Source organism: Streptomyces sp. NPDC101393 (assembly GCF_044767385.1).
In the GTDB taxonomy this organism is placed as follows: Bacteria; Actinomycetota; Actinomycetes; order Streptomycetales; family Streptomycetaceae; genus Streptomyces.
The window spans coordinates 290,670-305,471 of the sequence record NZ_JBIWNU010000005.1 but is presented as its reverse complement, the minus strand read 5'-3'; the positions used below and the strand labels follow the sequence as shown (position 1 = coordinate 305,471).

Genomic DNA, 14,802 nt, shown 5'->3' with positions numbered 1-14,802 from the left:
GACCCCCGCCCACGACGCACCCCCCACCCCCGGCGTGACCCCCACCCCACGATTCACTCCGCACCCCCGGCTCCCCCTGTCGCCCTCCCCACGCGGGCCCGGCTTTCGCGGGCCTCGGCCGCCTGTGCCGCGCGCAGCCGGCTACCGCGTGTGGTTGGCCCCCAGGGCTTGAGGACGGAGATCGCGGTCATGAAGAGATAGGTGGCGGTGGCGACCGACGGTGCGATGACCAGGTTGATGTCGGGCGTCGGGATGCCCGATGCCGCCTCGGCCGCCAGGTGGTTGATGCCCGGTCGGAGCGAGAAGACCGAGAGCAGGGTGGTGATGAGGGTGAGCCAGAACTTGGTGAGGACCCAGCGGTACCTGGCGAGCCCCCACGAGGTGCGGAGCGACAGCACCAGGCCGCTGAGCAGGGTCAACAGGGCCACGGGAAGGACCAGCCAGTCCCCGAAGATCTTCATCGCGCGGTAGGCGACGGCCGCTGTTTCGGGGGAGCCGGTCGTGTAGCCCGCAACGCCGAGGGTGAGCAGCCCGAGCGTGAGCCCGAGCCAGCCGACGGACACGGCGACATGGACGACGAGGGTGGCCCGGCGGGCGGGGCGGCTGAGCTGCTTCATGCGGTCCACGGTGGCGCGCGACGCCCGGCGGCACATCTGACGGAGGGAGTATCTGCGCGTACGCGGGGGCGAGTACGCCGCCGTCCCGCTGAGCCGCTGCCGTCCGACGCGGGCCCGCCCGCACGTTCCGCGACCGTGAGCCCTAGGCTCCGGGATATGGGGAAGCTGCATCTGTTCGATATGGACGGGACCCTGCTCTACGGGTCCGCGGCCGCCATGGAGATCTCCCGGCAGCTCGGCCTGGACCGGGAGATCGCGGAGCTGGAGCGCGGGTTCGCTGCGGGTGAGCTGACGCCGCCGCGGTTCGCGCAGCTCGCATGTGATCTGTGGGCGGCCGAACTGACCGAACGGCAGGTCGCGGCGGCGTTCGAGGGCGCGCCCTGGCTGACGGGGATCCAGGAGGTCTGGGCCGATATCCGGGCCCGCGGCGAACGCTGTGCGGTGATCTCGCTCTCGCCCGGCTTCTTCGTCGAACGGCTGCTGGCCTGGGGCGCCGACGCCGCGCGCGGGTCCCTTTGGCCCGCCGTCCCGATCCGGGAACGGGTGCGGCCGGCCGGGATCCTCTCGTCGGCGGCGAAGGTGCGGATCACCGATGAACTCTGTGCGAAGTACGGGCTGACGCGGGCCGACTGCGTGGCCTATGGCGACTCGATGTCGGACACCGATCTGTTCGCGGCGGTTCCGGCGTCGGTGGCCGTCAACGCGGATCACCACGTCAGTGACCTGGCCACTTTCGCCTACGCGGGGCGCGATCTGCGCGAGGCATACGACCTGGTGCGGGAGGTCCGCTAATCCCGGTAGTTACTGGCCGGTATTTCGGATCTTTCTACGGCGGATTCGTCCGCTCTCTGTACGGAAAATGCACTCTGTGGGGAGGATCACTGATATTGGCGAGGCCGCGCGGAGTGTTCCCAGATCAGGGCTTGTGGTTTCAACTACTGCCGGTATGGTCGAGTCCGGTTCGGCGGGGGTGAGGGCTTCCGTGGGCGCGCGAGGGGCAAGCAAAGCCCGCCAGCCTAGCGGCGAAGCAGCCCGTGACACCCGGACTTTCGACTATTTGTCCGTTGTGATGCCCTGGGGGTGCAGGCTGCTGAGGCGTGACCCGCTCCTGTTGATATAGATGATTGAGATTTGTCCGCTTTGAGCGGTGTTGCCGGAATGGCTTGAGCCGATGAAGAATTCCGGAGCGGGGCGGGGGAATTCCGGGCAGTTCCGATCCACGGAAGTGCGAAGACAACCGAAAGACGTTCGAGGCGAGGCAGACCATGGACGCTCCGACCACCACGTCGGCCGATAACGGCTCTTCTGGCGGGAGCAGTGGCGATTGGGGTTGGTTCACTCCTCCGTCGAAGAAGTCCTCCGAAGAACAGTCGGAGCGACAAGCCGGCCAGGACGGCCGGCAGGACCATGACGGCCGGAGTGAACACGACGACCGGCACGACCCCGAGGGCCGCAAGGCGCCCCATCACCGCGACAACGTTGACAGCGGGGGCCACCACGGCGACGCGCAGCAGCGCGGCGAGCGGGGCGGCCGGGAACGCATACCCAGCCGGCCGGTCAACCCCATCAGGCCCGTAGGCACCGCGGCCGACCGGGAGCGCGAGCCGGAGCCGGGGCCACAGGAGGCCTGGCAGCAGGCGCGTCCGGAAGCGCAGCAGCGGCCGCCGCTGGCCAACGAGCCGCACCAGGAACAGCAGCAGTACCAGCCGACGCGGCAGCACCAGCCCCAGCCGCAGGTGCCCGCACAGGGCGAGACCGGACGTCAGGCCGCCCAGGAGGCAGCCGCTCCGCGGTCCGCCCGCCCGTATGCCGACCGGCCCACCGGTGCCGCGCCCGCCGCGTCCCCGTACGCCGCGCCCGCGTACGAACCGGAGCCGGTGCACGAGCCCGCGCCCGCCCAGGCCGCACCGCCCGCGCAAGCCACACCACCTGCCCAAGCAGCACCGCCGCAGAGCGCACCGCCCGCGCCCGCCTCCTCCGTGTTCACCCCGGTGGAGCGCCCGGCCGCCGCGGGGCGTCCCGGCGCGCGGGAGCCCTCCCTGGGCGCGCTGGAGGCCTCGGCCTCTTCCGTCGCGCCCGCCTCTCCCGACGCGATTCTCATCCGGCGCACCATGGAGGAAATCGAGCCCGTCGCCGACAAGGTGACCTCGTACTTCTACGCGCTGCTCTTCGTCCAGCACCCCGATCTGCGGGCGCTGTTCCCCGCGTCGATGGACACCCAGCGTGACCGGTTGTTCAAGGCCCTGCTGACCGCCGTCAAGTACGCCGATGACACCGCCGTGCTCACCGACTACCTCTCGCATCTCGGCCGCGGGCACCGCAAGTACGGCACGCAGCCCGACCACTACCCCGCGGTCGGCGAGTGCCTGCTCGGCGCGCTCTCGCGCTATGCGACGTCCACCTGGAGCCCGGAGGCCGAGGCCGCGTGGGTGCGGGCGTACACCGCGATCTCGCAGACCATGATCGACGCGGCCGCCGAGAACGAGGCGGTCGCCCCGGCTTGGTGGCAGGCCGAGGTGGTCTCGCACGAGCTGCGGACCCCGGAGATCGCCGTGGTGACGGTTCGACCGGACCAGCCGTACCCGTTCCGCGCCGGCCAGTACACGAGCCTGGAAACACCCTGGTGGCCGCGGATCTGGCGGCACTACTCGTTCGCCTCGGCGCCTCGTTCGGACGGGCTGCTCGCGTTCCACGTGAAGGCCGTCCCGGCCGGCTGGGTCTCCAACGCGATGGTGCACCGCGCCCGTCCCGGCGACGTCATCCGTCTCGGTGCCCCGGCCGGTTCGATGACCGTTGACCACAACACCCGCAACGGCCTCCTGTGCGTCGGCGGCGGCACCGGTATCGCGCCGATCAAGGCGCTGGTCGAAGACGTGGCGGAACACGGCACCCGGCGTCCCGTCGAGGTCTTCTACGGCGCCCGCAGCGACCACGACCTCTACGACATCGACACGATGCTCCGCCTGGAGCAGACCCACCCCTGGCTCTCGGTCCGCCCCGTCGTCGCCGGAGGCTCCGCTCGCGGCGGGACGAACAGCGTCAGCGGTCAACTTCCGGACGCGGTGCGTCAATACGGGCCGTGGAGAGAGTACGACGCCTACCTCTCCGGGCCGCCCGGATTGATCCGGAGCGGGGTGGACGCGTTGGTGGGCGTCGGGATCCCCTCTGACCGCATACGTCACGATTCCATTGAAGAGCTGGTCTCGGCAGGAGATTGAGATCTTGGCAGCACAGGGTGAACACGGTCGGGCACGGGAGGGGCGGGGCATGTGGCGACAGGAACGCCCCGGGAGCGATGGCGAGCACCTGGTGCAGCAGAGGCTCGGTACGACCGAGCGCGCCGATCGGTTCTACGCGGACCAGGTTCTGGACCACCTCAACGCCCGCATGCAGGAGTTCGTGACCCGTCAGGAGATGTTCTTCCTGGCCACGGCCGACCGGCACGGTGACTGCGACTCGACCTTCCGGGCCGGGCCGCCGGGGTTCATCCAGGTACTGGACGAGCGGACGGTGGCCTACCCGGAATACCGGGGCAACGGCGTCATGGCGTCGATCGGCAATATCTCCGAGAACCCGCGGCTCGGCCTGATGCTGATCGACTTCACCCGCGACCGCATCGGGCTGCACATCAACGGCCGGGCGCGGGTGGTGATGGATGAGGACATGCGGGCCGCCTACGCCGGTCTGCCGATCGACCCCATCCCCGGACGGCGGGCCCAGCTGTGGGTGATGGTCGAGGTCGAGGAGGCGTACATCCACTGCGCCAAGCACATCCCGCATCTGCAGAAGGTGCCGGTGCAGGCGCGCGGTGCGCGGGCCTGGGGCACGGACGATCAGAAGCGCAAAGGCGGCGACTTCTTCGGGTCGGCGGCCGAGGCTGCCGAGCGGCCGGCCTTCCGCCGTCCGGAGCGCAAGAACGAGCATCTGCGAGGCGGGCTCCACGAGGACGCGGACGGGGACGCCGGGAGCCAGGGGGATGCCGCGGCGTACGGCGGCGGGCGGCACGCGCTGACGCCCGGCGGGCCCGGATTCCAGGTCCCGGAATCGGCGCCCCCGGCAGCGCGGATTCCACGGCCCCCGGTGCCCGGTCGGCAGACACCCGTCAGGGCAGACTTCGTGGACGAACTGAACGCGGAGTTCCTCGACCGGGTCGAGCGGGTGCTCGCGCGTGCCCAGCCCCGCCGCTCGGCGGAGGACGACTCGGAGTTCCGCGGCTGGTTCGGCTGAGGCCGTGCCGGTGTTCCTTCCCGATCAGCCCAGGTCGGGGGCGTGCATGGCCCGGACGCCCTCGATGTTGCCGTCCAGGTAGTGCCGCAGTGACAGCGGCACGACCTCGACGGAGGCGATCCCGACGCGGGTGAACGGCACCCGCACGATCTCGTACTCCCCGCACGGCTCCTCGACCTCGGGGCCGTGCCGGCGGGTGGGGTCCATCGAGTCCAGGTGGCAGACGAAGAAGTGCTGCACCTTCACACCGTCGATGCCCCCGTCACTGAAGTGCTCGACGGTGTCGACGAAGACCGGCACCACGTCCGTGATCTTCGCGCCCAGCTCTTCGTCCAGCTCGCGGTGGAGGGCGTCGATGACGGTGGCGTCCTCGGGCTCCACGCCGCCGCCCGGAGTGATCCAGTACGGTGCCCGGCCCGGCTTGGTGCGCTTGATCAGAACGAGGTCCGCGCCGTCGAGCAGAATCGCGCGGGCGGTGCGTTTCACGACAGGCCGTACGTTCATAGGGGACAGATGCCGCAGTCACGGCCTCGCGAAACCCGCACCCTGTCCTGCACCCCTGTACGACGCGGGGCGGCCTGCCGTCACCGGTCGGCGGTCCTGCGGTAGGGAATCCGAGTCAACTCCCTCTGATCGAAAGCCTGTTTCACGTGAAACGCTGCCGATCACGGGGGCGCAGGGGCAGCAGTCGGCCGCCGACCCACGCCCCCGCCGGTCCGTCCGTCAGCCGCCTCAGACAGCCCGCTGCGCCGCGTCCAGTGCCTTCAGGACGTCCGCGATCAGGTCCTCCGGCTCCTCGACGCCGACCGAGAAGCGGATGAAGCCCTCGGGAACGGCGTCGCCGCCCCACCGGGCCCGCCGCTCGGCGGTGGACCGGACACTGCCGAAGCTCGTCGCGTCGTCCACCAAGGTCAGCGCGCTCAGGAACCGCTCCGCGTGCGCCTTGTCGGGCAGCGTGAAGGACACCACGCAGCCGAAGCGACCGGGGCGCATCTGGCGCACGGCGAGGTCATGGGACGGGTCGGAGGGCAGGCCGGGGTGGCGCAGGCCGGTCACCTCGGGCCGCTCGCCCAGCGCCTCGGCGAGCGCCAGCGCACCGGCAGCCTGCTGCCGGACGCGCAGCGAGAGGGTGGCGAGTGAGCGGTGCGCGAGCCAGCTCTCCATGGGGCCCGGGATCGCGCCCACCGTCTTGCGCCACAGGCGTACGGAGTCGGCCAGCGTGCTGTCCCGGGTGCTGGCATAGCCCAGCAGGACGTCGCCATGGCCGGTCAGTGCCTTGGTGCCGCTGGCGACCGAGAAATCGGCGCCCAGGTCGAGGGGGCGCTGGCCGAGCGGGGTGGCGAGGGTGTTGTCGACGGCGACCAGCGCCCCGCGCTCGTGTGCGGCGTCGGCCAGCCGCCGGATGTCGCAGACATCCAGTCCGGGGTTGGAGGGCGTCTCGATCCACAGCAGCCGGGCGCCGTCCAGCACATCGAGTTGTGCGTCGTGCGCGGTCGGCGCGGTACGGACCTCGATACCGAAGCTCTCCAGGCGGGTGCGGACGGCCGGCAGCAGCTGGTAGCCGTCATTGGGGAGCACGACCGCGTCTCCGGAACGCAGTTGGGAGAAGAGAACGGCGGAGATCGCCGCCATCCCGGAGGCGAAGGCGACCGTCTGCACGGGCTCGTCGGGCGACTCGAGCGCGCCGATGGCCTGCTCCAGCAGGGTCCAGGTGGGGTTGGACTCGCGGCCGTACGTATACGGGCCGACGGCGTCACCGGGGAGGTGGAAGTGGGCCGCGAAGACCGGCCCGGGGAGGGTGGGTTCGTAGGCCGCGGGCTCGGGGAGCCCGGCCCTCACGACGCGGGTGCCGTCGCCGGTCATGCGGTCTCCTGCTCTTCGCCGGTCATGCGCGTTCCTTCGTGCTGGTGATCCCGTGGCTACGGGTGCTGGGGGTGAGGGTCGGCAGCCGCGGGCGGGGCCGTGGTGACGGCGGCGCGCACTGCCTTCAGCAGGCCGTCGCTCGCCGCCTCGACCATGTCCAGGCACTCTTCGAAGCCCTCGAACCCGCCGTAGTAGGGGTCCGGGACGTCGAGGGCGTCCGCCGCCCGCGTGCCCGTGTCCGCCTCGGCCGCGTACGAGCGCAGCAGGCGGACCTTGGCGGCGTCGTGTGCGGTGGGAGCCAGCCTGCGCAGTGCGCGCAGATGGCCGGAGTCGAGGGCGATGACCAGGTCGAGGTGGTCGAACCAGGAGGCCTGGAACCGGCGTGCCCGGTGCGTGTGCGGATAGCCGGCCGCGCCCAGTACGGCGACCGTGCGCGGGTCGGCGCCGTCGCCCTCGTGCCAGCCGTCGGTGCCCGCGCTGTCGACCTCGACGAGGCCGTCGAGCCCGTCCTCCGCGATACGCGAGCGGAAGACGGACTCGGCCATCGGCGAGCGGCAGATGTTGCCGGTGCAGACGAAGCAGACGCGCAGGGGTGTCCGGGCAGCCGGGTCGTCCGCTGTCGGCGGGTGCTCTGTGAGGGCGGTCACTGATCAGTCCTCGTCGGGCATGATCACGTGCAGCGCCCAGGACACGACGGAGACGATCAGGCCGCCGAGCACCGCCGTCCAGAAGCCGTTCACATGGAAGGCGAGGTCGGCCTGGCCCGCGAGCCAGGACGTCAGCAGCAGCATGAGCGCGTTGACGACGAGGGTGATCAGACCGAGCGTGAGGATGAACAGGGGGAAGGACAGCAGCTTCACGACGGGCTTGACGACGAAGTTGACCAACCCGAAGATCAGCGCGACGAGGACCAGGGTCAGCACCTGGCGACCGGTGTTGTCGCCGGTCAGTGTTATGTCCTTGAGCAGCCAGATGGCCACGGCAAGTGCCGCGGCGTTGGCGAGCGTCTTGACCACAAAATTCTTCATGGTGAGATCGTCGCAGACGAGTCTGAATCATTGAGGGGTGCGAACGGCATGAAGGCTTTCAGACTGGATGACCTGGAGGCGGAGCGCGCCGCGAACGATGGGGCGTATCTGCAGTTCCTCCGGGAGCGCAACATGTCGGTCGGGCTGTACGCGCTGGACGCCGGGACCACCGATCCGCAGCAGCCGCACGCCCAGGACGAGGTGTATCTCGTGGTCAGCGGCCGGGCGGCGATCACCGTGGGGATGGAGACGCAGTCGGTGGCGCGCGGCAGCGTGGTCTATGTGCCGGCCGGGGTGACCCATAAGTTCCATCACATCAGCGAGGACCTCCGGGTGATGGTGGTCTTCTCTCCACCTGAGAGCTGAGGGCCGGCCCCGCGACCCGTAGGGGAAGGGTCAGGGGAGGGCCGGGGATCCGAGGCCCCCGTAACGTCTCCCGGCGTCCTAGCATCGTGGGTGAAGGGGGAACCGGAGACGCGACGCGGAGACGCGCAGGGCGCGGACGGTGCCATCGACGCGACAGCGAAATGAAAGCAGGGCAGAGCAGTGGCTGGTAAGGGGATATTCGCAGGGCTCCCGTGGTGGGTCACCTGGGTCGTGGTGCCCGTCATCCTGATCGTTGTTTTCGGCGGACTGATCGCCAGCGCGGTCGGCTTCCTGATCGCTGTGCTGTTCAAGGTCCTGATCGCGGCAGCGCTGATCGCCGGAGTCATCTACCTCGTCCGACGGTTCACCGGCTCCTCGTCCTCCTCGTCGAAGGGCGAGTGGTAATCGCCGAACCGGCGGTTCATCCCGTCCCGCACGGCCCATGCCGTCCGACGATGCCCCGCTCCGCCCCGGAGCGGGGCATCGCACTTCCGTGACCGCGTGATCGCCCTCCTCATAGGACGGGTTGGGGAGGTCCTGAGCGGCCGCCGAGCTCTCGCCGGCGGCGGTGGGAACTCCCCGGAAGGCATGTCAGGGCAATACGGTCAAGAAGTCCGCCAGGGGAGTTAACTCATCAGGCTTTCCCCCTGCCGCCTCGACCCGCCCGGCTAGAGTGCGGATCGCAGGCGTCTTCCGGAGTTCGGGGTTCCGGAAAATACCGAGTCGGGTGGGTCGGGCCGGACGTCGTCGCCGGTGCCCCGGGAGACGCGCGCGGCGCGGGAGCGGGTCCCGCGACCGGGGCCTGACGCCCCAGTGCGAACCGGACCTGGGGGTTGGCGTTGGCGATCGTGAACGGTGAATCCGGATCTCATCCCACCCTGATCGGGTCGGTGCAGCGCGCGCTCCGCCTGCTGGAGGCGGTCGGCGCCCATGCGGACGGCGCACCGGCCAAGCAGCTTGCCAGAGAGACCGGGCTGCCCCTCCCGACGACGTACCACCTCTTGCGGACGCTGACCCACGAGGGCTATCTGCGCCGCGAGAACGGTGTGTTCGTCTTCGGCGCCGCGGCCGAGTCCATCGGGCAGGCCGGCGCCCGGCGCCGGCAGCGTGCCCATATCTCCGAGGCGTTGGCCGTCGCGGGCCGGGAGCTGGGTGCCGCCGTCTACTTCGCCGTCTACCGCGAGGGTGAGGTGGAGGTGGTGGCCGTGACCGACGATCCGGCCAGGCCGCCGGTGGAGGAATGGGTGGACTTCCGTACGACCGCACACGCCCACGCGATCGGGAAGTGTCTGCTCGCTCAACTCGATGACGCATCCAGAAAGGAACATCTGTCGCGTTATCCCGTGCAGTCGATAACGCCATTTTCCGTGCGATCAGAGGACGATCTGCTGCACCGTTTGGATACGGTGCGTCGCGGTCATGTCGCTTACGAACATCAGGAATATGCCTTGGGCACGGTATGTTCCGCCATTCCCATCCAAGTCGGTGCGGCTGCCGCAACTCTGGCGATTTCCCTCCCCGCAGGCGAGCTGTGCCGATTGCGTACCGTTACGGATCGACTACGGAAAATGGCGGAGGCGACGCTAACGACACTCGCCTTCTCTATCAGTATCTGAAAACTCACTCCTTGTGATCTGCTTGCACGTGACAGACGATGGCGTCAATAGGGCTTCGGGGGACGATTCCCGGCCATCTCCGATCTCAAGTGCGGGGCAGTGGTTGATGACCGACACAGTTCAGGCAGAAGTGATCATGAGCTTCCTCGTCTCGGAGGAGCTCGCGTTCCGGATCCCCGTGGAGCTGGACTTCGACAGTGCCGACCCATACGCCGTCCGTCTCACCTTCGACCTTCCCGGCGACGTTCCGGTGACCTGGGCGTTCAGCCGCGAACTCCTGCTGGACGGACTGAGCCGGCCGTCCGGTGAGGGTGATGTGCGTATCGAGCCGTCCTCCCCCGAGCACCTCAGTGATGTCTTCATCAGCCTCCAAGTCGGCCCGGAGCGTGCCCTGTTCCGGGTGAGCGCACCGCCGCTGGTCGCCTTCCTGGACCGCACGGACCGGCTGGTCCCGCTCGGCAAGGAAGAGGTGTGCGACACCCTGGAGGCCGTGTTGGACCGGATCCTCGCGGAGGCACCGGCCGGCTGACCGCCCGGCACTCACCTCATCGCTTACGGCGCTTGCCGCGTGCTCCACGGCGCCCGGACCTGCCGCCGGCGCCGGCTGTGGCGCCCGCCTGCCCCGGTACCGTCCCGGTGCCGGAACCGTCTCCGCCATGCCCCGGCGCGGTCCCCCTGCCCGCCGCACCGGAGGCGCCCTGTTCCTTGCGGTCCGCCGAGACGACCAGCGCCGCGAGCAGCGTCGTCAGCGGCACCGAGGCGACCAAGCCGATGCTGCCGACGAGCGTGCGCACGATCTCCTCGGCGACCACTTCGCTCGTGGCGACGGTGCCGACGCTGCTCTGTGCGATCGAGAACAGCAAAAGCAAAGGCAGTGCGGCGCCCGCGTACGCCAGCACAAGGGTGTTCACGACGGAGGCGATGTGATCGCGCCCGATCCGCATCGCCGCGCCGTAGAGCTTGCGCCAACTCGCCGACGGATCGGCCTCCTTCAGCTCCCACACCGCCGCGGTCTGGGTCACCGTCACATCGTCGAGCACACCCAGCGACCCGATGATGATCCCCGCCAGCAGCAGACCGCGGATCTCGATGTTCGGGAACAGCCCGTGCACCAACCCCGTCGTGTCATCCGTATTGCCGGTCAGCAGCGCCCAGCCGATGAACACTGAGCCGAGCAGCCCGATCAGCAGCAGCGAGGCGAGCGTGCCGAGCACCGCAACCGAGGTTCTGGCCGTCAGGCCGTGGCACATGTAGAGCGCGATCAGCATGATCGCGCTGCCGCCGACCACCGCCACCACCAGCGGATTCGAGCCCTGCAGGATAGCCGGGAGGATGAACAGCGTCAGCACCCCGAAGCTCGCCGCCAGCGCGACCAGCGCCAGCACCCCGCGCAGCCGGCCGACGAGCACGACGGCGAACGCGAAGATCGCGGCGAGCACCCACATCGGGAAGGTCCGGTCGACATCGCTGACCGAATACTGCAGATCCTTCGGCGCCTTGGGGGAGTAGGCGACCACCACTTCCTGGCCGGTCGTGTAGTGCCGCGTGGCCTCCGGCGTCACCACCGTCTGGAAGGTCCGGCCCGCGTTGTCGCCGGTCGTCACCTTGATCGTGACCTGCTCGCACTCCTTGCCCTTCGCCGCTCCCCCGGGCGGCGGCTGCCCCTGCGGCGAGGTCGGCTGCGGCTGCTGCTCGGCGTTGACGTCCGCGCAGTTCACCTCCTCGACCTTGACCACCCGGGCCCGCTCCGTGGGCTGGTCGAAGCCGACCCCGGACGGCTTGTGCGACGGTGCGCCACCCGGCCACAGCACGACCAGGCCGACCACCACGGCAGCCGCGAACGGGATCAGGACCGCCGCGATGACCTTGCGCAAATGACGGGAGACGGGCGCGGCCGGTGCATGGCCGTGCCCGTGCGAATGGCCATGGGAGTGCGTATGGGGCTCGGGGCTGCTCACCGCACGATCATCGCAAGAACTCCAGGGGCCCCCTGTTCACCGCGCCACATCGGCCGCTACCGTGGTGCCACCTTTGCAATCGCGGGAGCTCGGAGCACCGGGCTGAGAGGGCGCTGACCTTCGTCCCCACGGCGTTTCACGTGAAACGCCACGGACGGAAGCCGCTGCGTCGACCGCCGAACCTGTTACCGGGTAATGCCGGCGTAGGGAGTTGGGTCTTCATGACTCTGCAGGATGCACGCACGCCCGAAAACGGCGAGTCCGGCCAGGACGCCTCCGCCAAGGAGATCGGCTGGCACAAGGGCTACATCGGCGGATCGCGCCCCGATCTGCGGGTTCCGGTCCGGCGAGTGCACCTCACCAACGGCAAGGACGTGACGCTCTATGACACGTCAGGGCCATACACCGATCCTCATATCGACACCGACGTCCGCCGCGGCCTGGCGCCGCTGCGGGAGAACTGGATCATCGCCCGGGGCGACACCGAGGAGTACGCGGGCCGTCCACTGCGCCCGGAGGACGACGGGCTCAAGCACACCTCACCGCGCGGCGGCCTCAAGAACCTCGACGCGGTCTTCCCCGGCCGCCCCCGCCAGCCGCGCCGCGGCCGCAGCGGCGCGGCCGTCAGCCAGCTCGCGTACGCGCAGCGCGGCGAGATCACCGCGGAGATGGAGTACGTCGCCGTCCGCGAGAACGTCACGCCCGCGTTCGTACGCGACGAGATCGCGGCCGGGCGCGCGGTGCTGCCGGCCAACATCAACCACCCGGAGATCGAGCCGATGATCATCGGCAAGAACTTCCTGGTGAAGGTGAACGCCAACATCGGCAACTCCGCCGTCACCTCCTCCATCGAGGAGGAGGTGGACAAGATGACCTGGGCGACCAAGTGGGGCGCCGACACGGTCATGGATCTGTCCACCGGCCGCAACATCCACACCACCCGCGAGTGGGTGCTGCGCAACTCCCCCGTCCCCATCGGCACCGTCCCCCTCTACCAGGCTCTGGAGAAGGTCGACGGCAAGGCCGAGGAGCTGACCTGGGAGATCTACAAGGACACGGTCATCGAGCAGGCCGAACAGGGCGTCGACTACATGACGGTGCATGCCGGGGTGCTGCTCCGCTATGTCCCGCTCACCGCCCGCCGCAAGACCGGCATCGTCTCGCGCGGTGGCTCGATCATGGCGGCCTGGTGCCTCGCGCACCACCAAGAGTCCTTCCTCTACACGCACTTCGAAGAACTCAGCGAGATCCTGGCCTCGCACGACGTCACGTACTCGCTCGGCGACGGCCTTCGCCCCGGCTCCATCGCGGACGCCAACGACGAGGCGCAGTTCGCGGAGCTGCGGACCCTGGGCGAGCTGAACACCATCGCCAAGCGGCACGGCGTCCAGACCATGATCGAGGGCCCGGGGCACGTCCCGATGCACAAGATCAAGGAGAACATCGACCTCCAGCAGGAGATCTGCGAAGAGGCCCCGTTCTACACGCTCGGCCCGCTCACCACCGACATCGCGCCCGCCTACGACCACATCACCTCCGGTATCGGCGCCGCGATGATCGCTTGGTGGGGCACCGCGATGCTCTGCTACGTCACGCCCAAGGAACACCTGGGCCTGCCGGACCGTGACGACGTCAAGACCGGCGTCATCACGTACAAGATCGCGGCGCATGCGGCGGACCTCGCCAAGGGCCACCCCGGCGCCCAGGACTGGGACGACGCGCTCTCCGACGCCCGCTTCGAGTTCCGCTGGGAAGACCAGTTCAACCTGGCCCTCGACCCGGACACCGCCCGCTCCTTCCACGACCAGACCCTGCCGGCCGAGCCGGCGAAGACGGCCCACTTCTGCTCCATGTGCGGCCCGAAGTTCTGCTCGATGAAGATCTCCCAGGACATCCGTCGCGAACACGGCGGGGACCTGGCGATCGACGCGGAAGCGGGGATGGCCGAGAAGTCGAAGGAGTTCGCGGAGGCCGGAAACCGCGTCTATCTGCCGATCGCGGACTGACCCACCTGGAACGGCACTACGGCAGGAGCCGGCCCGAAGTCGCACCGTGTGCGTGCGACTTCGGGCCGCTCTGCTCTTCCGCGGGCCTCGGCTCCGGCCCCGCCGGTGTTGAGCCCGCTACTCCCGTCCGGCCTCCGGGCCCCCGTAGTCCGGGCTGGTGAAGTCCGGGCTGGAGTAGCGGGGGCGGGAGGTGTGGGAGCCGTGGTCGGGGCTGGTGAAGTCGGGGCGGGAGTAGCCGAGGGTGGGAATGCGGCTGTCGGAGTCGGAGGTGTGGCGGGGGACGTAGCGCTCCGGACTGCGGTCCGGTCCGGGGGCGGGGCCGGCGAGCGCTTCGCTGAGGAAGGGCAGCAGGCCGCGTTCCAGGAGGGCGTGCCGCCAGGCGTCGCGGGCGAGCGCGAGGGCCTCGTCGAGTTCACCTGCCGCGGTGGCATGCGGGGACGAGGCGCCGTTGCGCAGCGCCGTGATGACCAGGCCGCCCATCGCGACGAGGGAGCCGGCAGCGGTCAGGGCCGCGAAGATCCAGCCGACGCTGATCAGCGGCTGTGCGGCGGTCTTTTCGGGGCTGACGGTGCGCAGGACGTAGCCGATGAGGAGAAAGAGGAGAGCGGCGATGCCGGCCAGGAGCGGGACCAGGACGGCGATCATCGCCGCGAGTCCGGCGCCGGTGGTTTCGGTGGCCCCGCCCGTGGTGGAGGCGGTGGCCGGATCCAGGTCGCCGCCGGGTGGGTCGTCGTGCTCCTCGCCGTGGGCCGCCGGACCGCCGGGCGGGGCGGTGGCCGGCGCGCGGAGTTCGGCGCGGAGCTGTACGTAGTGTTGGTATTCGGCCGTCGCGCAGGCGGCGATGGCGGCGGAGGCGCCGAGTGCCATGGTGCGCAACTGCTCGGTGTTGAGGTGTTTTCCCGCGCCGGGCATGGGGTCGTCCGGGCGGTCTTCGGCGGTACGCAGCGCCTCATCGAGGATGCGCGCGAACTCCTCGCGATCCTCGTTCAGCAGGTGCGGAGCGCTGTTCATGTGCATCCCCCGATGCTCCGTAGGGCCGTACGGCCCGGCAAACCGGCCGGGCGGTGGGCGGAAACGGAGGAGAGCCTGCTACGGATAAGCCCGATGGTAGAGCGCCTTCC

The 14,802-nt window shown here is 69.7% G+C and carries 15 protein-coding genes and 1 riboswitch; of the genes, 8 read left to right on the top strand and 7 right to left on the bottom strand.

Annotated elements, in window-relative coordinates:
- Positions 1–53: 53 nt before the first annotated feature.
- Positions 54–617 (bottom strand): DUF2269 domain-containing protein, encoded by a 564-nt coding sequence (locus ACIRQ7_RS18265; RefSeq protein WP_404263527.1) that lies wholly within the window; start codon positions 615–617, stop codon positions 54–56.
- A 156-nt stretch (positions 618–773) separates the two neighbouring features.
- Here ACIRQ7_RS18265 and ACIRQ7_RS18260 point away from each other — a divergent pair, with 156 nt between their 5' ends.
- The 3 genes from ACIRQ7_RS18260 (at position 774) to ACIRQ7_RS18250 (ending at position 4,844) form a co-directional block, all read left to right on the top strand.
- Complete coding sequence (locus tag ACIRQ7_RS18260; RefSeq protein WP_404263525.1) at positions 774–1,409, top strand: HAD family hydrolase; 636 nt, start codon at positions 774–776, stop codon at positions 1,407–1,409.
- 473 nt (positions 1,410–1,882) lie between these two features.
- Positions 1,883–3,835 (top strand): globin domain-containing protein, encoded by a 1,953-nt coding sequence (locus ACIRQ7_RS18255; protein WP_404263524.1) that lies wholly within the window; start codon positions 1,883–1,885, stop codon positions 3,833–3,835.
- Positions 3,836–3,884: 49 nt separating this feature from the next.
- Positions 3,885–4,844, top strand: a complete 960-nt coding sequence (locus tag ACIRQ7_RS18250; protein ID WP_404263523.1) for a pyridoxamine 5'-phosphate oxidase family protein — start codon at positions 3,885–3,887, stop codon at positions 4,842–4,844.
- A gap of 24 nt (positions 4,845–4,868) precedes the next feature.
- On the opposite strand, the gene ACIRQ7_RS18245 is transcribed toward ACIRQ7_RS18250, so the two are convergent.
- The 4 genes from ACIRQ7_RS18245 to ACIRQ7_RS18230 all read right to left on the bottom strand — a co-directional run bounded on the left by ACIRQ7_RS18245 (position 4,869) and on the right by ACIRQ7_RS18230 (position 7,735).
- Positions 4,869–5,348 carry an NUDIX domain-containing protein gene (locus ACIRQ7_RS18245; RefSeq protein ID WP_404263522.1) on the bottom strand — a complete coding sequence of 160 codons (480 nt, stop codon included), beginning with the start codon at positions 5,346–5,348 and terminating at the stop codon, positions 4,869–4,871.
- A gap of 228 nt (positions 5,349–5,576) precedes the next feature.
- Positions 5,577–6,707 (bottom strand): cystathionine gamma-lyase, encoded by a 1,131-nt coding sequence (locus tag ACIRQ7_RS18240; RefSeq protein ID WP_404263521.1) that lies wholly within the window; start codon positions 6,705–6,707, stop codon positions 5,577–5,579.
- 56 nt (positions 6,708–6,763) lie between these two features.
- Positions 6,764–7,252 carry a low molecular weight protein-tyrosine-phosphatase gene (locus ACIRQ7_RS18235; RefSeq protein ID WP_404263917.1) on the bottom strand — a complete coding sequence of 163 codons (489 nt, stop codon included), beginning with the start codon at positions 7,250–7,252 and terminating at the stop codon, positions 6,764–6,766.
- Positions 7,253–7,357: 105 nt separating this feature from the next.
- Entirely contained in the window at positions 7,358–7,735 is a 378-nt protein-coding gene (locus tag ACIRQ7_RS18230) for a phage holin family protein (RefSeq protein ID WP_404263519.1), read from the bottom strand.
- Between the two features lie 48 nt (positions 7,736–7,783).
- Between ACIRQ7_RS18230 and ACIRQ7_RS18225 the strand changes: the two genes are divergently transcribed.
- The 4 genes from ACIRQ7_RS18225 to ACIRQ7_RS18210 all read left to right on the top strand — a co-directional run bounded on the left by ACIRQ7_RS18225 (position 7,784) and on the right by ACIRQ7_RS18210 (position 10,246).
- On the top strand, positions 7,784–8,101 hold the full coding sequence (locus ACIRQ7_RS18225; protein WP_401464469.1) for a cupin domain-containing protein: 318 nt from the start codon (positions 7,784–7,786) through the stop codon (positions 8,099–8,101).
- A 180-nt stretch (positions 8,102–8,281) separates the two neighbouring features.
- The gene (locus ACIRQ7_RS18220) at positions 8,282–8,506 is read left to right on the top strand and encodes a DUF5326 family protein (RefSeq protein WP_404263517.1); all 225 of its coding nucleotides are present in this window, start codon (positions 8,282–8,284) and stop codon (positions 8,504–8,506) included.
- Positions 8,507–8,940: 434 nt separating this feature from the next.
- Positions 8,941–9,717 carry an IclR family transcriptional regulator gene (locus ACIRQ7_RS18215; protein ID WP_404263515.1) on the top strand — a complete coding sequence of 259 codons (777 nt, stop codon included), beginning with the start codon at positions 8,941–8,943 and terminating at the stop codon, positions 9,715–9,717.
- Positions 9,718–9,823: 106 nt separating this feature from the next.
- Positions 9,824–10,246 carry an SsgA family sporulation/cell division regulator gene (locus tag ACIRQ7_RS18210; protein ID WP_401464478.1) on the top strand — a complete coding sequence of 141 codons (423 nt, stop codon included), beginning with the start codon at positions 9,824–9,826 and terminating at the stop codon, positions 10,244–10,246.
- Between the two features lie 16 nt (positions 10,247–10,262).
- On the opposite strand, the gene ACIRQ7_RS18205 is transcribed toward ACIRQ7_RS18210, so the two are convergent.
- Positions 10,263–11,675 carry a YibE/F family protein gene (locus ACIRQ7_RS18205; protein ID WP_404263513.1) on the bottom strand — a complete coding sequence of 471 codons (1,413 nt, stop codon included), beginning with the start codon at positions 11,673–11,675 and terminating at the stop codon, positions 10,263–10,265.
- Between the two features lie 71 nt (positions 11,676–11,746).
- Positions 11,747–11,902, top strand: a riboswitch (TPP riboswitch).
- Between ACIRQ7_RS18205 and thiC the strand changes: the two genes are divergently transcribed.
- A complete protein-coding gene (gene thiC, locus ACIRQ7_RS18200) occupies positions 11,897–13,681 on the top strand; it encodes a phosphomethylpyrimidine synthase ThiC (protein WP_404263512.1) in 1,785 nt (594 codons plus the stop codon). It overlaps the preceding riboswitch by 6 nt.
- A 117-nt stretch (positions 13,682–13,798) precedes the next feature.
- On the opposite strand, the gene ACIRQ7_RS18195 is transcribed toward thiC, so the two are convergent.
- Entirely contained in the window at positions 13,799–14,698 is a 900-nt protein-coding gene (locus tag ACIRQ7_RS18195; RefSeq protein ID WP_404263511.1) for a hypothetical protein, read from the bottom strand.
- Positions 14,699–14,802: the final 104 nt, after the last annotated feature.

Coding starts and splice junctions, on each gene's coding strand:
- thiC (WP_404263512.1), top strand. CDS start 11,897: ATGACTCTGCAGGATGCACGCACGCCCGAAAACGGCGAGTCCGGCCAG.
- ACIRQ7_RS18230 (WP_404263519.1), bottom strand. CDS start 7,735: ATGAAGAATTTTGTGGTCAAGACGCTCGCCAACGCCGCGGCACTTGCC.
- ACIRQ7_RS18240 (WP_404263521.1), bottom strand. CDS start 6,707: ATGACCGGCGACGGCACCCGCGTCGTGAGGGCCGGGCTCCCCGAGCCC.
- ACIRQ7_RS18255 (WP_404263524.1), top strand. CDS start 1,883: ATGGACGCTCCGACCACCACGTCGGCCGATAACGGCTCTTCTGGCGGG.
- ACIRQ7_RS18265 (WP_404263527.1), bottom strand. CDS start 617: ATGAAGCAGCTCAGCCGCCCCGCCCGCCGGGCCACCCTCGTCGTCCAT.
- ACIRQ7_RS18260 (WP_404263525.1), top strand. CDS start 774: ATGGGGAAGCTGCATCTGTTCGATATGGACGGGACCCTGCTCTACGGG.
- ACIRQ7_RS18250 (WP_404263523.1), top strand. CDS start 3,885: ATGTGGCGACAGGAACGCCCCGGGAGCGATGGCGAGCACCTGGTGCAG.
- ACIRQ7_RS18195 (WP_404263511.1), bottom strand. CDS start 14,698: ATGCACATGAACAGCGCTCCGCACCTGCTGAACGAGGATCGCGAGGAG.
- ACIRQ7_RS18210 (WP_401464478.1), top strand. CDS start 9,824: ATGACCGACACAGTTCAGGCAGAAGTGATCATGAGCTTCCTCGTCTCG.
- ACIRQ7_RS18235 (WP_404263917.1), bottom strand. CDS start 7,252: ATGGCCGAGTCCGTCTTCCGCTCGCGTATCGCGGAGGACGGGCTCGAC.
- ACIRQ7_RS18245 (WP_404263522.1), bottom strand. CDS start 5,348: ATGAACGTACGGCCTGTCGTGAAACGCACCGCCCGCGCGATTCTGCTC.
- ACIRQ7_RS18225 (WP_401464469.1), top strand. CDS start 7,784: ATGAAGGCTTTCAGACTGGATGACCTGGAGGCGGAGCGCGCCGCGAAC.